Source organism: Pseudomonas putida S13.1.2 (assembly GCF_000498395.2).
In the GTDB taxonomy this organism is placed as follows: domain Bacteria; phylum Pseudomonadota; class Gammaproteobacteria; order Pseudomonadales; family Pseudomonadaceae; genus Aquipseudomonas; species Aquipseudomonas putida_Q.
In genome coordinates this window covers 4909982-4930000 of sequence record NZ_CP010979.1, presented here as the reverse complement: position 1 = coordinate 4930000, position 20019 = coordinate 4909982, and the positions used below count along the sequence as shown (strand labels likewise).

Here is a 20019-nt window from a genome sequence, read left to right as displayed (position 1 = left end):
AGTGAAAAACTCGCACGCCGAAAGACCAAGGTTTCCTGCGCAACGTTAATCGACGCAGGGTTAGTCGGTCCCTAAGGCGAGGCTGAAAAGCGTAGTCGATGGAAAACAGGTTAATATTCCTGTACTTCCAGTTATTGCGATGGAGGGACGGAGAAGGTTAGGCCAGCCTGGCGTTGGTTGTCCAGGTTTAAGGTGGTAGGCTGGAATCTTAGGCAAATCCGGGATTTCAAGGCCGAGAGCTGATGACGAGTTGCCTTTAGGCGATGAAGTGGTTGATACCATGCTTCCAAGAAAAGCTCCTAAGCTTCAGATAACTGGGAACCGTACCCCAAACCGACACAGGTGGTTAGGTAGAGAATACCAAGGCGCTTGAGAGAACTCGGGTGAAGGAACTAGGCAAAATGGCACCGTAACTTCGGGAGAAGGTGCGCCGGCGAGGGTCAAGGACTTGCTCCGTAAGCCCATGCCGGTCGAAGATACCAGGCCGCTGCGACTGTTTATTAAAAACACAGCACTCTGCAAACACGAAAGTGGACGTATAGGGTGTGACGCCTGCCCGGTGCCGGAAGGTTAATTGATGGGGTTAGCGCAAGCGAAGCTCTTGATCGAAGCCCCGGTAAACGGCGGCCGTAACTATAACGGTCCTAAGGTAGCGAAATTCCTTGTCGGGTAAGTTCCGACCTGCACGAATGGCGTAACGATGGCGGCGCTGTCTCCACCCGAGACTCAGTGAAATTGAAATCGCTGTGAAGATGCAGTGTATCCGCGGCTAGACGGAAAGACCCCGTGAACCTTTACTATAGCTTTGCACTGGACTTTGAATTTGCTTGTGTAGGATAGGTGGGAGGCTTTGAAGTGGGGACGCCAGTTCTCATGGAGCCATCCTTGAAATACCACCCTGGCAACTTTGAGGTTCTAACTCAGGTCCGTTATCCGGATCGAGGACAGTGTATGGTGGGTAGTTTGACTGGGGCGGTCTCCTCCCAAAGAGTAACGGAGGAGTACGAAGGTGCGCTCAGACCGGTCGGAAATCGGTCGTAGAGTATAAAGGCAAAAGCGCGCTTGACTGCGAGACACACACGTCGAGCAGGTACGAAAGTAGGTCTTAGTGATCCGGTGGTTCTGTATGGAAGGGCCATCGCTCAACGGATAAAAGGTACTCCGGGGATAACAGGCTGATACCGCCCAAGAGTTCATATCGACGGCGGTGTTTGGCACCTCGATGTCGGCTCATCACATCCTGGGGCTGAAGCCGGTCCCAAGGGTATGGCTGTTCGCCATTTAAAGTGGTACGCGAGCTGGGTTTAGAACGTCGTGAGACAGTTCGGTCCCTATCTGCCGTGGACGTTTGAGATTTGAGAGGGGCTGCTCCTAGTACGAGAGGACCGGAGTGGACGAACCTCTGGTGTTCCGGTTGTCACGCCAGTGGCATTGCCGGGTAGCTATGTTCGGAAGAGATAACCGCTGAAAGCATCTAAGCGGGAAACTTGCCTCAAGATGAGATCTCACTGGGATCTTGAATCCCCTAAAGGGCCGTCGAAGACTACGACGTTGATAGGTTGGGTGTGTAAGCGCTGTGAGGCGTTGAGCTAACCAATACTAATTGCCCGTGAGGCTTGACCATATAACACCCAAGCAATTTGCTAGCGCAGATTGCGGTGGTGAAGATGATACGAACCGAAAGTTCGCAACGAACCACAAATATCGCATATCCGGATTCGCTGGGCTGTCCATCTGGACATTCTGGCTACAGAATTTCTTGACGACCATAGAGCATTGGAACCACCTGATCCCATCCCGAACTCAGCAGTGAAACGATGCATCGCCGATGGTAGTGTGGGGTCTCCCCATGTGAGAGTAGGTCATCGTCAAGATTCATTTCGCAAAACCCCTATCTGCGCATGCAGGTAGGGGTTTTGTCTTTAAGTAGAAGCTCATGCTTCTTCCTGGTAGGCCGCAAGGTTAGCCAGCTGCAGTAAAAAGGTGGTTGACAGCGTTTTTGAATGCTGTATTATTCACCTCCCGCGACGAGAGATCGAAGCGAGTTAAGTGTTTGAAGCTAAACGAGTTTCTCGCAAAAAACTTCAAAATAAACGCTTGACAGGCTCTGAGGAAAGCGTAGAATGCGCGCCTCGGTTGAGACGAAAAGCTCTTAACCAAACGCTCTTTAACAAATCGAATCAAGCAATTCGTGTGGGTGCTTGTGAGTATGGACTGATAGTCAAAAAGATTATCAGCATCACAAGTGACCATGCGAGAAATCACATAGTCATTTGAGATTGCTGAGCCAAGTTTAGGGTTTCTTAAAAACCCAAGCAGTATTGAACTGAAGAGTTTGATCATGGCTCAGATTGAACGCTGGCGGCAGGCCTAACACATGCAAGTCGAGCGGATGAGAAGAGCTTGCTCTTCGATTCAGCGGCGGACGGGTGAGTAATGCCTAGGAATCTGCCTGGTAGTGGGGGACAACGTTTCGAAAGGAACGCTAATACCGCATACGTCCTACGGGAGAAAGCAGGGGACCTTCGGGCCTTGCGCTATCAGATGAGCCTAGGTCGGATTAGCTAGTTGGTGAGGTAATGGCTCACCAAGGCGACGATCCGTAACTGGTCTGAGAGGATGATCAGTCACACTGGAACTGAGACACGGTCCAGACTCCTACGGGAGGCAGCAGTGGGGAATATTGGACAATGGGCGAAAGCCTGATCCAGCCATGCCGCGTGTGTGAAGAAGGTCTTCGGATTGTAAAGCACTTTAAGTTGGGAGGAAGGGCATTAACCTAATACGTTAGTGTTTTGACGTTACCGACAGAATAAGCACCGGCTAACTCTGTGCCAGCAGCCGCGGTAATACAGAGGGTGCAAGCGTTAATCGGAATTACTGGGCGTAAAGCGCGCGTAGGTGGTTTGTTAAGTTGAATGTGAAAGCCCCGGGCTCAACCTGGGAACTGCATCCAAAACTGGCAAGCTAGAGTACGGTAGAGGGTGGTGGAATTTCCTGTGTAGCGGTGAAATGCGTAGATATAGGAAGGAACACCAGTGGCGAAGGCGACCACCTGGACTGATACTGACACTGAGGTGCGAAAGCGTGGGGAGCAAACAGGATTAGATACCCTGGTAGTCCACGCCGTAAACGATGTCAACTAGCCGTTGGAATCCTTGAGATTTTAGTGGCGCAGCTAACGCATTAAGTTGACCGCCTGGGGAGTACGGCCGCAAGGTTAAAACTCAAATGAATTGACGGGGGCCCGCACAAGCGGTGGAGCATGTGGTTTAATTCGAAGCAACGCGAAGAACCTTACCAGGCCTTGACATGCAGAGAACTTTCCAGAGATGGATTGGTGCCTTCGGGAACTCTGACACAGGTGCTGCATGGCTGTCGTCAGCTCGTGTCGTGAGATGTTGGGTTAAGTCCCGTAACGAGCGCAACCCTTGTCCTTAGTTACCAGCACGTAATGGTGGGCACTCTAAGGAGACTGCCGGTGACAAACCGGAGGAAGGTGGGGATGACGTCAAGTCATCATGGCCCTTACGGCCTGGGCTACACACGTGCTACAATGGTCGGTACAGAGGGTTGCCAAGCCGCGAGGTGGAGCTAATCTCACAAAACCGATCGTAGTCCGGATCGCAGTCTGCAACTCGACTGCGTGAAGTCGGAATCGCTAGTAATCGCGAATCAGAATGTCGCGGTGAATACGTTCCCGGGCCTTGTACACACCGCCCGTCACACCATGGGAGTGGGTTGCACCAGAAGTAGCTAGTCTAACCTTCGGGAGGACGGTTACCACGGTGTGATTCATGACTGGGGTGAAGTCGTAACAAGGTAGCCGTAGGGGAACCTGCGGCTGGATCACCTCCTTAATCGACGACATCAGCCTGCTGATGAGCTCCCACACGAATTGCTTGATTCATTGTAAAAGACGATGCTGTAACGCGACCCTGTTATAGGTCTGTAGCTCAGTTGGTTAGAGCGCACCCCTGATAAGGGTGAGGTCGGCAGTTCAAATCTGCCCAGACCTACCATTACATGGTTTAGCCGTAGAATACGGGGCCATAGCTCAGCTGGGAGAGCGCCTGCCTTGCACGCAGGAGGTCAGCGGTTCGATCCCGCTTGGCTCCACCACTTTCGCCGTACGCAGTCACTTGTCAGAACTTAGAAATGAACATTCGTTGATGAATGTTGATTTCTGACTTTTGTCAGATCGTTCTTTAAAAATTCGGATATGTGATAGAAATAGACTGAACACCAGTTTCACTGCTGGTGGATCAGGCTAAGGTAAAATTTGTGAGTTCTGCTCGAAAGAGCAACGTGCGAATTTTCGGCGAATGTCGTCTTCACAGTATAACCAGATTGCTTGGGGTTATATGGTCAAGTGAAGAAGCGCATACGGTGGATGCCTTGGCAGTCAGAGGCGATGAAAGACGTGGTAGCCTGCGAAAAGCTTTGGGGAGTCGGCAAACAGACTGTGATCCAGAGATCTCTGAATGGGGGAACCCAGCCAGCACAAGCTGGTTATCTTGTACTGAATACATAGGTGCAAGAGGCGAACCAGGGGAACTGAAACATCTAAGTACCCTGAGGAAAAGAAATCAACCGAGATTCCCTTAGTAGTGGCGAGCGAACGGGGACCAGCCCTTAAGTTGGTTTGAGATTAGTGGAACGCTCTGGAAAGTGCGGCCATAGTGGGTGATAGCCCCGTACACGAAAATCTCTTATCAATGAAATCGAGTAGGACGGAGCACGAGAAACTTTGTCTGAATATGGGGGGACCATCCTCCAAGGCTAAATACTACTGACTGACCGATAGTGAACTAGTACCGTGAGGGAAAGGCGAAAAGAACCCCGGAGAGGGGAGTGAAATAGATCCTGAAACCGTATGCGTACAAGCAGTGGGAGCCTACTTGTTAGGTGACTGCGTACCTTTTGTATAATGGGTCAGCGACTTATATTCAGTGGCGAGCTTAACCGAATAGGGGAGGCGTAGCGAAAGCGAGTCTTAATAGGGCGTTTAGTCGCTGGGTATAGACCCGAAACCGGGCGATCTATCCATGGGCAGGTTGAAGGTTAGGTAACACTGACTGGAGGACCGAACCGACTACCGTTGAAAAGTTAGCGGATGACCTGTGGATCGGAGTGAAAGGCTAATCAAGCTCGGAGATAGCTGGTTCTCCTCGAAAGCTATTTAGGTAGCGCCTCATGTATCACTGTAGGGGGTAGAGCACTGTTTCGGCTAGGGGGTCATCCCGACTTACCAAACCGATGCAAACTCCGAATACCTACAAGTGCCGAGCATGGGAGACACACGGCGGGTGCTAACGTCCGTCGTGAAAAGGGAAACAACCCAGACCGTCAGCTAAGGTCCCAAAGTCATGGTTAAGTGGGAAACGATGTGGGAAGGCTTAGACAGCTAGGAGGTTGGCTTAGAAGCAGCCACCCTTTAAAGAAAGCGTAATAGCTCACTAGTCGAGTCGGCCTGCGCGGAAGATGTAACGGGGCTCAAACCATGCACCGAAGCTACGGGTATCACCTTTTGGTGATGCGGTAGAGGAGCGTTCTGTAAGCCTGTGAAGGTGAGTTGAGAAGCTTGCTGGAGGTATCAGAAGTGCGAATGCTGACATGAGTAACGACAATGCGAGTGAAAAACTCGCACGCCGAAAGACCAAGGTTTCCTGCGCAACGTTAATCGACGCAGGGTTAGTCGGTCCCTAAGGCGAGGCTGAAAAGCGTAGTCGATGGAAAACAGGTTAATATTCCTGTACTTCCAGTTATTGCGATGGAGGGACGGAGAAGGTTAGGCCAGCCTGGCGTTGGTTGTCCAGGTTTAAGGTGGTAGGCTGGAATCTTAGGCAAATCCGGGATTTCAAGGCCGAGAGCTGATGACGAGTTGCCATTAGGCGACGAAGTGGTTGATACCATGCTTCCAAGAAAAGCTCCTAAGCTTCAGATAACTGGGAACCGTACCCCAAACCGACACAGGTGGTTAGGTAGAGAATACCAAGGCGCTTGAGAGAACTCGGGTGAAGGAACTAGGCAAAATGGCACCGTAACTTCGGGAGAAGGTGCGCCGGCGAGGGTCAAGGACTTGCTCCGTAAGCCCATGCCGGTCGAAGATACCAGGCCGCTGCGACTGTTTATTAAAAACACAGCACTCTGCAAACACGAAAGTGGACGTATAGGGTGTGACGCCTGCCCGGTGCCGGAAGGTTAATTGATGGGGTTAGCGCAAGCGAAGCTCTTGATCGAAGCCCCGGTAAACGGCGGCCGTAACTATAACGGTCCTAAGGTAGCGAAATTCCTTGTCGGGTAAGTTCCGACCTGCACGAATGGCGTAACGATGGCGGCGCTGTCTCCACCCGAGACTCAGTGAAATTGAAATCGCTGTGAAGATGCAGTGTATCCGCGGCTAGACGGAAAGACCCCGTGAACCTTTACTATAGCTTTGCACTGGACTTTGAATTTGCTTGTGTAGGATAGGTGGGAGGCTTTGAAGTGGGGACGCCAGTTCTCATGGAGCCATCCTTGAAATACCACCCTGGCAACTTTGAGGTTCTAACTCAGGTCCGTTATCCGGATCGAGGACAGTGTATGGTGGGTAGTTTGACTGGGGCGGTCTCCTCCCAAAGAGTAACGGAGGAGTACGAAGGTGCGCTCAGACCGGTCGGAAATCGGTCGTAGAGTATAAAGGCAAAAGCGCGCTTGACTGCGAGACACACACGTCGAGCAGGTACGAAAGTAGGTCTTAGTGATCCGGTGGTTCTGTATGGAAGGGCCATCGCTCAACGGATAAAAGGTACTCCGGGGATAACAGGCTGATACCGCCCAAGAGTTCATATCGACGGCGGTGTTTGGCACCTCGATGTCGGCTCATCACATCCTGGGGCTGAAGCCGGTCCCAAGGGTATGGCTGTTCGCCATTTAAAGTGGTACGCGAGCTGGGTTTAGAACGTCGTGAGACAGTTCGGTCCCTATCTGCCGTGGACGTTTGAGATTTGAGAGGGGCTGCTCCTAGTACGAGAGGACCGGAGTGGACGAACCTCTGGTGTTCCGGTTGTCACGCCAGTGGCATTGCCGGGTAGCTATGTTCGGAAGAGATAACCGCTGAAAGCATCTAAGCGGGAAACTTGCCTCAAGATGAGATCTCACTGGGATCTTGAATCCCCTAAAGGGCCGTCGAAGACTACGACGTTGATAGGTTGGGTGTGTAAGCGCTGTGAGGCGTTGAGCTAACCAATACTAATTGCCCGTGAGGCTTGACCATATAACACCCAAGCAATTTGCTGACGTAGATTGCGGTGGTGAAGATGATACGAACCGAAAGTTCGCAACGAACCACAAATATCGCATATCCGAATTCGCTGGGCTGTCCATCTGGACATTCTGGCTACAGAATTTCTTGACGACCATAGAGCATTGGAACCACCTGATCCCATCCCGAACTCAGCAGTGAAACGATGCATCGCCGATGGTAGTGTGGGGTTTCCCCATGTGAGAGTAGGTCATCGTCAAGATTCATTTCGCAAAACCCCTATCTGCGCATGCAGGTAGGGGTTTTGTCTTTAAGTAGGAACTACAGAGATTCGCAGGCACGTCCGAGTGACGGGCCAGCACACCGAATTTCTTGACGACCATAGAGCATTGGAACCACCTGATCCCATCCCGAACTCAGCAGTGAAACGATGCATCGCCGATGGTAGTGTGGGGTTTCCCCATGTGAGAGTAGGTCATCGTCAAGATTCAAACCCAAAGCCCCTGTCTGCAATGCAGACAGGGGCTTTGTCTTTTCCGGGTATCTGATATCGGTCAGAACTGGTAGCTGACCGTGGCGCTGACATTGCGTTCTTCACCCATGTAGCAGTAGTTCAGGCTGGCACATGAGGTGATGTAGCTTTCATTGGTAATGTTGTTGGCGTTAAGGCGCACATCTACGCCCTTGAGCCCGACCTTGCCCAGGTCATAGCCGAGCGAGGCGTCAAACAACGTGTAGGAAGGCACCTTCATGCTGTTTTCCGCATCTACCCAGCTGTAGCCCACATACCGCACCCCACCGCCCAGCCGCAGGCCATCCAGAGGCCCTTGGTGGAAGTTGTAGTCAGCCCACAGCGAGAACATCTGTTTCGGTGCCTGGGTTGGCGAATTGCCCTTGTTGTCCAGGCTGCCCGACGTCAGGCTCGGCATCGACCTGGAATACTCGATATCGGTAAAGGTGTAGCCGCCCAGCAGTTTGAGGCTGTCGGTCAGCTGCACATGTGCCTCCAACTCCAGCCCTTGCGAGCGTACTTCACCTACCGGGCGATAGAAGTTTTCGTCAGGCTGCTTCGAGGCCAGGTTTTCCTGCTCGATGCGGAACACCGATGCGGTGAACAGGTTGTCGCTGCCCGGAGGCTGATACTTGATGCCGGCTTCCCACTGAGTGCCCTCTGTCGGTGCCAGCGGGCGGCCTTGCTGGTCGGACACGGTATTGGGATTGAACGACTCCGAGTAGCTGGCATAGGGCGCAATGCCGTTTTCGAACAGGTAGAGCACCCCGGCCCGGGTGGTGAACTTGGAGCGCTGATCGCTGACCTTGGTGTCGCTGTCGCGATTCTCCTCCGACACCTTCACCCAGTCCTGGCGAAGCCCCAGGGAGAAGCGCCATTGGTCCAGCTCCACCAGGTCCTGCAGGTACACACCTGTTTGCTGCAAGCGCCGCTGGTAGCGGTTTTCGCCCAGGACCTGAAGGTTGCCATTGCCGTACTGCGGGTTACCGGCGTCCAGCGGGTCGACCGTGCCATAACGCCATGCGACGTCGGCCTTGCGCCGTTGGTAGTCGGCGCCCAGCAACAGGGTATGTTTGGCCGCTCCAGTGAAGAATTCCGCCTGCAGCATATTGTCGATGATGTACGAATGCAGGCGCTCGTCTCCGCCGGTATAGGCGCGGTTGAGGATGTTGCTGTCGGCATCCGCCCAGCCGGCTGAGTACACCTGATCCATGGACACGTCGGAGTCCTGGTAACGGAAGTTCTGCCGCGCGGTGAACACATCGTTGAAGCGGTGCTCGAACTGGTAGCTGAACGACTGCTGGGTACGTTCGTAATTGTCGATGCCCGGCTCGCCCTCGAAGAAGTGGTCTGACAAGCGCAAGCCGTTGCGCTTGTGCAGCATCCCGTCGGCGGGGTTGCCGCCGTGGTACCCGCCGTTAGGGTCGTGTTGCAGGTAAGCCTGCAGTGTGAGCGAGGTGTCTTCGGTAAAGTCGACGCTGATGGCCGGGGCGATGGTGTAGCGTTCTTCCTTGTTGTGGTCGAACTGGGTGTCGGACGCATCCGCCAGGCCTGTCAGGCGATAAGCGATGCGCTTATCGTCATCCACAGGGCCGCTGAAGTCGAAACCCATGCCATGCTGGCCTTGGGTGCCAACCGTGGTTTGAACCTGATGGTAGGGGCTAAACAGTGGCTTCTTGGTGGTCAGGGCGACCAGGCCCCCTGGCGAGCTTCGCCCATACAGTACTGAAGATGGCCCCTTGAGAATATCGATGCGCTCAAGGAAGTACGGGTCTACCTGCATGGTGCTGTAGGTGCCGTTGTCGCCCATCGACTTGAGCCCATCGACGTAGATGTTATCCACAGAACCGTCATTGAAGCCGCGCATGGCCACATAGTCATAGCGATGGGTGGCACCGTAAGGGTTGGTCATTACTCCAGGCGTGTAGCGCATGGCCTGGGCAACGGTCTGTGAGCCCTGATCGTCCATCTGCTGGCGAGTAACCACCGAGACGGATTGGGACGTCTCCACCAACGGCGTGCTGGTCTTGGTCGCCACCTGGCTGTGCGTGGCGTTGTAACCCTCCATGCTGCCCAGTGCATTGCCGAGGGTGAAGCCACGGATATCGGTGTCTGGCAATGACAGGGCGGCGCCTTGGGGCTGTACCTGCAGCACATAGCTTCGCCCATCCTGGCTGACGGCTTCCAGGCCGCTGCCATTGAGCAGTTGGCGCAGCGCCTGATCGGTAGCGTACTGCCCCTGCAGGCCGTTCGATTGCAGGCCATCGGTGAGCTGAGGCGTACTTGACAGGGTTATGCCGGCCTGGCGAGCGAATTGATTGAGTACGTCGGCCAGTTGGCCGGCTGGAATTGAATAGCGATGACTCACTTGGGCTGTTTCAGCCGCTGCGCAAAGTTGCGGAACAGCGGCCAGGCCCAATGCAGTACCAAACAGAGCTGCACGAATGGCATGGCGCAAGCGTGCTGACTGCAGGACAGGTCGATAATCATTCAAGTTGAAAGTGTGGGTTAACACTGGGTTGATAGACATGAAGGGTCCGTAGGAGTGTTGAGGGCAGAAGGTGTCGCTTACTGTCCTAGCCGGACCGGGATTGAAAACCCGCCATAAATCAACGAGGCCTTGTCAGGCCGTGCGCTCGACACGTACCCACCAGCGCGTACGCTGGCTAAGCCTTACGGGCAGTGTCTGCGGCAGCAACTGGATGAGCTGCTCCGGGTCTTCGAGGCGGAAGACCCCTGACAGGCGTAGATCGGCCACCTCGTCGCTGCAGCCCAGGTACCCATGGCGATAGCGGCTGACCTGCGCGAGGAAGTCGGACAGGCGCATGTCCTGGGTAACGATGAGCCCTTCAGTCCATGCCATCGGGTCCATGCCCAGGTGCGCGAGCCGGTGCGCACCTTGAGCATCCAGGCGCCAGTTCTGGCCGCTTTCGATCCACAGCAGTTGGCCATTGCCAGGCCGGTGGACCGCCACTTTGCCGTGGGTGACACTGACACGTGTGCAGTCGTTGTCCTGATAGGCCACAAAGCGTCCTTCGAAGCCTTCCAGCAGCGCGTTGCGGGTTTGAACCAATACTGGATGCCGGGCGTTGCAGGTCATCATCAGCTCTCCCTGCTTCAGGCGGACCATGCGCTGCTGCTCACTGAAGGCCAGGTCCACGGCGCTGCGGGTATTGAGTTGCATCAGTGAGCCATCGGGCAGCGTGAAGACGCGTTGCTCACCGGTGCCGGTTGCATAGTCCGACGCCCACGCACTGGTAGCATCGAGGTCTTTGGCCAGCCATGTCGCCGTTCCCACCATGACAACGCCGCCAAGCAGCTTCAGCGCTTTACGGCGGTGCAGGCGTTGCTGGCTGGTTTCCAGGGTTTGCAACGCCAACCCGGCACCGGGGACGGAGCGCAGGTCAAGGTCATGATGAAGGTGCATCACCCGTTGCCAGGCCTGCTCATGTTCGTGGTGGGCACTGCGCCATTGCGCGCACTGCTGTTGCAGAGTTGGCTCATGCCCACTCTCACGCAGCCGCAGCAGCCACTGGATGGCTTGCTTGACCGCTTTTGCATCAGGGCGTGCGGCAGTCATTGGCTCAGCACTCGTCTTCGTAGCGCAGCACATAGCAATGGTACAGCGCATCGGCGATGTAACGCTCCACGGTACGCACTGAGATCCCCATCTGCTCGGCAATGGCCTGGTGCTTCAGCCCCTCGCATTGGGCCAGCAGGAATGCGCGACGTACCTTGGGTTTGAGGCCGTCGAGCATGCGTGCAATGCGCTCAAGCAATTCCAGCAGCAGCTCGCGGGTTTCGGCCGAGGGAGACTGTGCTTCCGGCACATGGGCCAATGCCTCCAGGTAGGCCCTGTGCAGTTCCTCTCGGCGCCAGTGATCGATGACCAGCCCACGCGCTACTGTGCGCAGAAACGCCCGAGGGGTGTTCAGCTGCAGGTGTTCGTGGCGTTGCAGCAAGCGAACGAAGGTGTCATGGGCCAGGTCTGCGGCATCGGCGGCGTTGCCCAGCTTGCTGCGCAGCCAGGCGTGTAACCAACCGTGGTGGTCACTGTAGAGCGTTTGCACGGAGTCATTGCTGGGCATAGGGGGAGGGTGCTGGCATCAATGGACATGAATGATAATTAGTCTCATTGTTGGCGTGGCACGCTCAATTTGCAACCCGTCTGCTCACGCCGCAGGTAAAGCCAGTTACGGGCTACTGCGCTCGTTGCATATCAAGGTAATTGCGGATCACCCGGGCACCGCTATTGAGGTGCTGTTCCAGCACCGCTACCGCCTCATCCACCAGCTTGTCGCTTGCCGCATCTACCAGTGCGTTGTGATCGTCCTGGGTCAGCTTGCCCAGGCCCATGGATGAAAGATGAAAGCGCAGGAAGCGCTCTTCTTCGTTCAGTTCGTTCTCGATCAGGCGCAGCAGCTTCCTGTTCGACGCCTTGCTGTACAGCGTCATATGGAGCAGGCGGTTCAGCCGGCCGAGTTCGGCATGGCGGGTTTCGTTCTCCAGTTGCTGGATATAGCCACGGGCGCTGGCGATGTCGCTGGCATCAAGCAGCGGGATCGACTGGCGCAGCGCTTCGCTCTCCAACAGTATGCGCAGGGCATAGGTATCCACCGCATCCTCGCCAATCAACGGCGCAACCACCGCACCCTTGTGCATCTCCACTTTCAGCAGCGATTGCGCTTCAAGCTGGCGCAGGGCTTCGCGCACGGGCATGCGGCTAACGCCAAACAAGGTGGCGAGCTCTTGTTGTCGCACGGCGGTGCCAGGGGGCAGGCGGCCATCGAGGATGGCGCTACGCAGGCGTTCTTCGATCACGGCACGGGCCTGGTTTGGCGACAGCTGCTCGCTGGCCAGCACATTGCTCAATTTGATTTTTTCGGCCACGCGACGTCTGCCTCAACGATGACTAAAGTTGGATCCAATGACACTAGTTACAGCTTGTGGGAGTTGTCAAACCAAGGCCCGCATTGGCACGGGCGCCCCAAAAGCGCGGCTATGGTGGATGAAGTCGCCCGCCAAAGGAAGCGGCCTATAGAAGGTTATAAACAGAAAGTGTAGGCCGGCTGACAGGCGGACGCATGATTGCAGGGTGCCATTGTTTTTTGCAGTGGCAAGCCGCACCATCGCTGCTTTCGACTGGCCTGCACAGGGCTTGGCAGTGGCGATATCCTGGATGTTCAAAACCGTTGTGCGACGTGTCGCCTTTGCCGCGCTGCTGGGCAGTCTGCTGCTGGGCGGCTTGCACGCGGATTGGGATTTCTCCCAGATCAGCCGCAAGTCGCAGGCCCTGTATGGCCCTCTGGGTGTCGGACAGGGCCGTATCGATGCCTGGCAGAACCTGATGGCCACGCAAAAGCAGGGTACTGAGCTTGAGCGGCTGCAAGTGGTCAACCGCTTTTTCAACCAGCAATTGCGCTATGTCGAAGACATCGACCTGTGGCATGAGGTCGACTACTGGGCCACACCCGTGCAGGCACTGATCAAAGGTGCCGGGGACTGCGAGGACTACGCCATCGCCAAGTATTTCAGCCTGCGGCGCATGGGCATCCCGAGCGAAAAGTTGCGCATCACCTACGTCAAGGCGTTGCGGCAGAACCGGGCTCACATGGTGCTGACTTATTATTCAAACCCACAGGCTCAGCCTTTGGTGCTCGACAGCCTGATGGATGCCATCAAGCCGGCAAGCCAACGTACCGACCTGCTGCCGGTGTACGCCTTCAATGGCGAGGGGTTGTGGCTGACGGGCGCTGCAGGCAACAAGAAGGTCGGCGATACCAAGCGGCTGTCACGCTGGCAGGATTTGCTGAAGAAAATGCAGGCCGAAGGGTTCCCGGCCGAGCCGGTTTACTGAAGGAGCACAGATGTCACTGTTCAAACAATTGCTGTTGGCCATTTGCCTGTTCCTGGTGGTCGCCTTCAGTGGCAGTTTCATGGTCAGCCTGGAAAGCTCGCGCAGCCAGTACGTCAACCAGCTGCGCTCGCACGCCCAGGATGCAGCGACCGCCCTGGCGCTGTCGCTGACGCCGAATATCGACGACCCGGCGATGGTCGAGCTGATGGTCAGCTCGATCTTCGACAGTGGTTACTATGCAAGCATCAAGGTCGTCGACCTGGGCTCCAACGCCGTGCTGGTGGAGCGCCACGCCGAGCCGGACCCTGGCGGGGTACCGCGCTGGTTCGTGCACCTGATCGGCCTTGAGGCCGCCGGTGGCGACGCCATCGTCAGCCGCGGCTGGCAGCAGGCCGCGCGGGTAGAGGTGATCAGCCATCCGATGTTTGCCATTGCCAAACTCTGGCAAAGCGCCTTGGGCAGCCTGGGCTGGTTGCTGCTGTGCGGTGCAGCCAGTGCCGTGCTCGGCGCCTTGCTGCTGCGCCGCCAGTTGCGCCCGCTGGACTATATGGTTGAGCAATCCCATGCCATTGCGCGCCGCGAATTCCTGAGCCTGCCAGAGTTGCCGCGCACACCGGAGCTGCGCCGTGTGGTGCAGGCGATGAACCAGATGGTCGAGAAGCTGAAGGCGCTGTTCACCGAGCAGGCCGAGCGCAGCGAACGGCTGCGTGCGGAGTCCTACCAGGACAGCCTGACCGGGCTCTCGAACCGCCGCTATTTCGAAATGCAGCTGAACACCCGGGTAAGCAACCTGGAGGACGCGCGCGCCGGCTACCTGCTGTTACTGCGTGTCCAAGGGCTGGCGGGGCTGAATGCACGCCTTGGCGGTCAGCGTACCGACCAGTTGCTGCAGGCCGTGGGTGAGCAGTTGCGCCGCACCTGTGCCAGTTTCCCGGAAACCAAAGACCTGATTTCCCGCAGCCGCGGTGGCGAGTTTGCCGTGCTGGCGCCGGGCATGGTGCATGAAGAAGCGGTAAGCCTTGCCCAGGCCCTGGAGGCAACGCTGCAGAGCCTGCACGAAACGGGCGCCAGTGATATCGACCCGGTGGCGTGTATTGGCCTCGCGCCGTTCAGCCCGGGCGATTCTCCGCAGGCTTTGCTGAAGCTCGCCGATGAGGCTTTGGCCCGTGCCGAAAACCAGCCAACGCCGGGTTGGGTATGCCTTGAACAAGGCGTGGCTGCAGTGGCTGCCGATAGCCAGCACGCCTGGCACGAGCGGCTCGATCAGGCATTCAACAATGGGCATTTCGAGCTGTTCTTCCAGCCAGTGGTGGGTTGCGCTTCGGTGCAACGGGTACTGCATCACAAAGTGATTTCGCGCTTGCAGGATGGCCAGGGCGAGGCACTGCCGGCGGGCCGCTTCCTGCCTTGGCTGGAGCGCTTCGGCTGGATGCCGCGGCTGGACGTGCTGGTGCTGGAGAAAGTGTTGGCGCACCTGCGTGGGCATGACCAGGTGCTTGCGGTGAACCTGTCCGCCGCCACCCTGGCCGATCCCAGGGCCCTGCACCGCGTTTTCGAACTGCTGGGCCAGAACGCGGCGCTCGGCCCGCGGCTGGTTTTTGAAATTGGCGAGGAGCAGTTGCCTGAGCAGGCAGCCCTGGAGCAACTCACTCGGCGCCTGCATGGGCTGGGCTTCGGGCTGGCGCTGCAGCGCTTTGGCGGGCGCTTCAGCATGATCGGCAACCTGGCCCACTTGGGCCTGGCGTACCTGAAGATTGACGGCAGCTACATTCGCAACATCGACCATGAGCAGCACAAGCGGCTGTTCATCGAAGCGATCCAGCGCGCGGCGCACAGCATCGACCTGCCGCTGATTGCCGAGCGGGTCGAGACAGAAGGGGAGCGGCGGGTGTTGCTGGAGATGGGGGTAGGCGGGATACAGGGACAGCTGGTGGGCGAACCTGCGCCCTGGCGCTGATCACAGCTTAACCACCGGCAAGCCAGCAGGTACGACGCTGCCCGTGACACCAGCGCCGTACCTGTGGGAGCGGGTTTACCCGCGAACACGGGCGAAGCCCGTGCCTTCCATCGCGTTGCCTGCTTCGCGGGTAAACCCGCTCCCACAAGTGTTGCGTTGACCCTGAGCCATTGATATCTCGTCTGTCAGCGCTCGCGCAGCGCTTCCGAACGCGCCTTCATGATCGGCTTGAGCAAGTAGCTCATGATGGTCTTCTTGCCGGTCATGATATCCACCGTCGCCACCATCCCTGGGATGATCAGCAGCGGCTTCTCGTCAGTCCCCAGGTGGCTGCGGTCGGTGCGCAGCTTGATCAGGTAGTAGGTAGTCTTCTTGTCTTCGTCGGTGATGGTGTCGGCCCCGATCTGCTCCAGTTTGGCCTTGAGCCCACCGTAGATGGTGTAGTCGTAGGCCGTGAACTTGACGGTCGCCTCCTGGCCAGGGTGCAGGAACGCGATGTCCTTGGGCAGGATCTTCGCTTCGATGACCAGCGTGTCGTCCAGTGGTACCACTTCGATGATATCGCTGCCAGGCTGGATCACCCCACCAATGGTGTTGACCAGCATCTGCTTGACGATACCGCGTACAGGCGAAGTGACCATGGTACGGTGCACCCGATCGTCCAGTGCCTTGCTGGTGGCCGTGGCCTTGTTCAGCTCGGTGCGCGCCTCGTTCAGTTGGGTCAGCGCTTCACTGCGGAATTTGCCTCGGGTTTCCTCGATCTTGCTTTGCACCTCGCGGATGGCCGCCTCGGCACGTGGAATGGCCAGCGCGGTGGAGTCCAGCTGGCCACGGTTCTCCACTTCGGCGCGGCGCAGGCGCAGCACTTCGACCTGGGAGATCGCACCGGTTGCCACCAAAGGCTCGGACATGCCGATTTCTTTGCGCAGCAATTCAAGGCTGTTGGCGTACTGCGCGCGTTTGGAGCTGTACTCACGCAGTTCTTGCTGGCGCTGAACCAGCTGCTGCTGCAGGCCGCCAATTTCGTCCTGCAGTTGCTGGCGCCGGCTCTGGTACAGCGACTCTTCACTGGCCGCCTGGCTTGGTGCGGCCTTGCGCAGTTCTTCGTCGATCTTCAGCGGGCGGTCCTCTACCTCGGCACTCAGGCGTTCAACCCGCAGGGCCATGGACTGGCGGTCGGCCTCTGTTTCACCAACGTTGGAGGCGAAGCGGGTTTCATCCAGGCGCAGTAATGGCTGGCCGATTTCGACGATCTGACCTTCCTTGGCGAAGATTTCGGCGACGATACCGCCCTCCAGGTTCTGGATCTTCTGCACCTTGGACGACGGAATGGCCTTGCCTTCACCCCGCGTTACCTCGTCGATAGGGGCGACGCTGGCCCACACGATCAAGAACACGAAGAACAGGATTACGCCCCAGATGGTCAGCCGCACAACCCGCGGCGCATCTTCGATCAGGGCCTTGTTGACCTCTGGCAGCGGCTGGCCGCCCAGTGAGTCGGAACCTTTGAAGTAGCGCCGCAGGCCATCCTTGAATTGCCCCATATCCAGCTTATGCAACACTGATCTGCCCCTTCTTCAGCGCATCCATGACCGCGGCTTTCGGGCCGTCGGCGACAATCTGCCCGCGATCGATCACGATCAGCCGGTCCACCAGCGACAGCAGCGAGGCACGGTGCGTGACCAACAGTACCGTCTTGCCTTCCACCACGGCTTGCAGGCGCTGCTTGAGGCGCTCTTCGCCGGTGTTGTCCATGGCACTGGTGGGCTCGTCCAGCAACAGGATCTGCGGGTTGAGCAGCAGCGCACGGCCCAGGGCTACGTTCTGTCGCTGGCCGCCGGACAGGTTCTGCCCGCGCTCACCCACTTGCAGCTCGTAACCGTCCGGGTGCAAGCGGGCGAATTCATGCACACCTGCCAGTTCGGCGGCCTGCAGGATCAGTTCGTCCTCGATGTAGCGGGCACCGCTGACCAGGTTGTCGCGCAGGGTGCCGGCCAACAGCTGGATGTCCTGCGGTACATAGCCAATGTTGTGGCGCAGTTCGCTGACGTCGATCTGGCGAATGTCCACGCCATCGACCAGCAGCGAGCCGCCATCGGCCTCGTACAGGCCGACGATGAGCTTGGCCAGCGAACTCTTGCCCGAGCCACTGCGGCCGATGATGCCGACCTTCTCGCCGGGGCGGATGGTCAGGTTGATGTTCTTCAGGGCCAGGTTCTGCTGGTTCGGGTAGGTGAAATCGACCCCGCGGAACTCGACACTGCCCTGCAGTACCTTGCGGCTCAGCGGGCGCTCCTCGAAGTTGCGCTCTTGCGGCAGTTCCATCATGTGGTCTGTGGCCACCATGGTGACCTTGGCTTGTTGGTAGCGGGCAAGCAAGCCGTTGAGCGAGGCCAGTGGCCCGAGCGCCCGACCGCTAAGCATGTAGCACGCCACCAGACCGCCCATGCTCAAGTTGCCGTCGATGATCAGGTACACGCCGACGCAGATCATTGCAACGCCAGCCAGCTGCTGGATGAGCATGGTGATGTTCATCGCCAGGCTCGACAGCACCTTCACGCGCAGTTCCAGACGGCTGAGGGTGCCGAGGGTCTGCTCCCACATGTACTGGCGTTCGCTTTCGGCGTTGTTGACCTTTACCGCATCCAGGCCGGCCAGGGTTTCGATCAGGCTGGACTGGCGCTCGGAGGCCAGGGCCATGGTCCGCTCCATGGTTGCCATCAGCGGCCGCTGCAAGGCATAGCCGATGCCCAGGGCCAGGGGGAAGGCAATGATCGGGATCCACACCAGGTGCCCGCCAATGATGGCGATGACGATCAGGATAAGGATGGTGAACGGCAAGTCGATCAGGCTGGTCAGGGTCAGTGAGGCGAGGAAGTCGCGAAGGCCCTGAAACTCGTGAATGTTCTGGGCAAAGCTGCCGACCCTGGCCGGGCGGTACTTCATCGACATGCCGACGATGCGCTCGAACAGTGTCGCCGAGATGATCAGGTCGGTCTTCTTGCCGGCCAGGTCCAGGCACAGGCCGCGCAAGCCCTTGAGGATCAGGTCGAAGATGTAGGCGCCGGCGATACCGATAGCCAGCACCCAGAGCGTTGACGTTGCCTGGTTGGGCACCACACGGTCATACACGTTCATCACGAACAGCGGCGCGGCCAGGGCAATCAGGTTGATTACCAGGCTGGCGGCGATGGCGTCGATATACAGCCATTTGCTGCGCAGCAGGGTATCGCGGAACCACGACTTTGCCCGCGGGATGAGGTTGCCGTGGTTGACATCGAACTTGTGCTGGGGCTGGGCGAAGAATACCCGGCCGCTATAGTCGCTTTGCAGGGCTTCGCGGCTGACATGCACCTCGCCGCCATCGCTCTCGCTGAGCAGCAGGCGCGCGGTGTCTTCGTTTTCCCAGCCCAGCAGAACGGCACTGCGGCCTTCCTTCAGCAGCAGCATCGCCGGCATGGCGATGCTCGGGATCTGTTCCAGCTTGCGCTGTAACAGACGCCCTTGCAGGCCCGCTCGGGCGGCGGCGCGAGGCAGCAGCTCGGGGCTCAGGCGCTGCGCGGGCAGCGGCAGGCCGGTGGTCAGCATGACCCGGCTGGCGGGTTTCTGGTGCAGGACACACAGGCTCAGCAGGCTATCCAGCAAGGGATCGTCATGCTGACTGCGTGGATCATGGCTGAGTTGGACTCGACTGACTTCAGATTCCACGCGGCGCTCTCTTCATCCTTGTGGTGGGTGGGGTGGGTGTGCCGCCATTAAGGTCTGGCCGGCTCGCCCGGGCGTTCAATGGTGCTGCCAAGCGGTGTGGGTAGGGGCTACGACGCCCTTACGGCTGAGCAGAGGGCCAATGGTCGCCTCGAATCGATACTGAGTAAACAATTGTACGTTGTTCATAGCTACCAGACTGCTCCTGGGCAATGGGTGTTTCATTTTTGATCCGGTACGGCGTACAGGCTGGAGTATTTTCAGCAGCATAGCCCGCCTGCCAGACAGTGAGTGTTGCAGTCGAGGATCAAACTTTAGAAGCGCCAGTAAATGGGCGCTGATTTGTTGACGTTCTTGTATGAGCTGATCATTAAAATTCATCATGCAAAGTCAGTTTGCACGCTCGCGTCCGGTTCAGAAATCGTCAATGGTTTGCCATCATCGCTGTGTAATTATCTGCGCAATCGTTCTCTATCTGTTTGATCTGCGATGAAGCGTTGTTCTAGCCCGAGCGAATTACAACGTCGGTGTAGGCTCGCGCAGGAGTGCAGGCCCGGTATTGCCTGGATTTGAAGTGTCCAGCCGAGAGGTTTCAGGCAAGGTTTGTGCTTGTAGATAAGCGGCAGCCCGGTGGCGTAAAAAATGATCTGAAATTGACGCGTGCAGGCTTTGAGCGTTGCCGATGAGCGGCTGTTCTACGGCAATAAACGCTGGCGCCCAGCGTGGAAAACGTTGCTGAACTT

Annotated in this window: 8 protein-coding genes, 2 tRNA genes and 6 rRNA genes (1 of these 16 running past the window's edge); 10 read left to right on the top strand and 6 right to left on the bottom strand. The window is 57.4% G+C overall.

The window, feature by feature from the left end; genetic code table 11:
* The 8 genes from N805_RS21705 to rrf (N805_RS21665) form a co-directional block, all read left to right on the top strand.
* Window positions 1–1624: ribosomal RNA gene (locus N805_RS21705) — 23S ribosomal RNA — on the top strand (it extends 1268 nt beyond the left edge of the window).
* Window positions 1625–1758: 134 nt separating this feature from the next.
* A 5S ribosomal RNA gene (gene rrf, locus N805_RS21700) occupies window positions 1759–1874 on the top strand.
* A gap of 449 nt (window positions 1875–2323) precedes the next feature.
* Window positions 2324–3860, top strand: a 16S ribosomal RNA gene (locus N805_RS21690).
* A gap of 85 nt (window positions 3861–3945) precedes the next feature.
* Window positions 3946–4022, top strand: a tRNA-Ile gene (locus tag N805_RS21685).
* Between the two features lie 24 nt (window positions 4023–4046).
* Window positions 4047–4122: transfer RNA gene (locus N805_RS21680), tRNA-Ala, on the top strand.
* A gap of 244 nt (window positions 4123–4366) precedes the next feature.
* Window positions 4367–7258 (top strand): 23S ribosomal RNA (locus tag N805_RS21675).
* Window positions 7259–7392: 134 nt separating this feature from the next.
* A 5S ribosomal RNA gene (gene rrf, locus N805_RS21670) occupies window positions 7393–7508 on the top strand.
* Between the two features lie 109 nt (window positions 7509–7617).
* Window positions 7618–7733, top strand: a 5S ribosomal RNA gene (gene rrf, locus N805_RS21665).
* The 16S, 23S and 5S rRNA genes sit together here with 2 tRNA genes alongside, the layout of an rRNA operon.
* A 67-nt stretch (window positions 7734–7800) precedes the next feature.
* Here the strand turns inward: rrf (N805_RS21665) and N805_RS21660 are convergent.
* The 4 genes from N805_RS21660 to N805_RS21645 form a co-directional block, all read right to left on the bottom strand.
* On the bottom strand, window positions 7801–10215 hold the full coding sequence (locus N805_RS21660) for a TonB-dependent siderophore receptor (protein WP_026034415.1): 2415 nt from the start codon (window positions 10213–10215) through the stop codon (window positions 7801–7803).
* Window positions 10216–10380: 165 nt separating this feature from the next.
* Complete coding sequence (locus N805_RS21655) at window positions 10381–11337, bottom strand: FecR family protein (protein WP_019471025.1); 957 nt, start codon at window positions 11335–11337, stop codon at window positions 10381–10383.
* 4 nt (window positions 11338–11341) lie between these two features.
* A complete protein-coding gene (locus tag N805_RS21650) occupies window positions 11342–11845 on the bottom strand; it encodes a sigma-70 family RNA polymerase sigma factor (protein ID WP_019471024.1) in 504 nt (167 codons plus the stop codon).
* 112 nt (window positions 11846–11957) lie between these two features.
* Window positions 11958–12647, bottom strand: a complete 690-nt coding sequence (locus N805_RS21645) for a GntR family transcriptional regulator (RefSeq protein ID WP_019471023.1) — start codon at window positions 12645–12647, stop codon at window positions 11958–11960.
* A gap of 205 nt (window positions 12648–12852) precedes the next feature.
* On the opposite strand from N805_RS21645, the gene lapG reads away from it, so the two are divergent.
* Window positions 12853–13614 carry a cysteine protease LapG gene (gene lapG, locus N805_RS21640; protein ID WP_019471022.1) on the top strand — a complete coding sequence of 254 codons (762 nt, stop codon included), beginning with the start codon at window positions 12853–12855 and terminating at the stop codon, window positions 13612–13614.
* 10 nt (window positions 13615–13624) lie between these two features.
* Window positions 13625–15571, top strand: coding sequence for a cyclic di-GMP receptor LapD (lapD, locus tag N805_RS21635; RefSeq protein ID WP_019471021.1), 1947 nt, complete (start codon window positions 13625–13627; stop codon window positions 15569–15571).
* Window positions 15572–15756: 185 nt separating this feature from the next.
* Here lapD and N805_RS21630 read toward each other — a convergent pair whose 3' ends face one another.
* Together N805_RS21630 and N805_RS21625 are read right to left on the bottom strand one after the other, a co-directional pair.
* The gene (locus N805_RS21630; protein WP_169725173.1) at window positions 15757–17115 is read right to left on the bottom strand and encodes an HlyD family type I secretion periplasmic adaptor subunit; all 1359 of its coding nucleotides are present in this window, start codon (window positions 17113–17115) and stop codon (window positions 15757–15759) included.
* Between the two features lie 7 nt (window positions 17116–17122).
* Entirely contained in the window at window positions 17123–19279 is a 2157-nt protein-coding gene (locus N805_RS21625; RefSeq protein ID WP_019471019.1) for a type I secretion system permease/ATPase, read from the bottom strand.
* Window positions 19280–20019 lie beyond the last annotated feature (740 nt).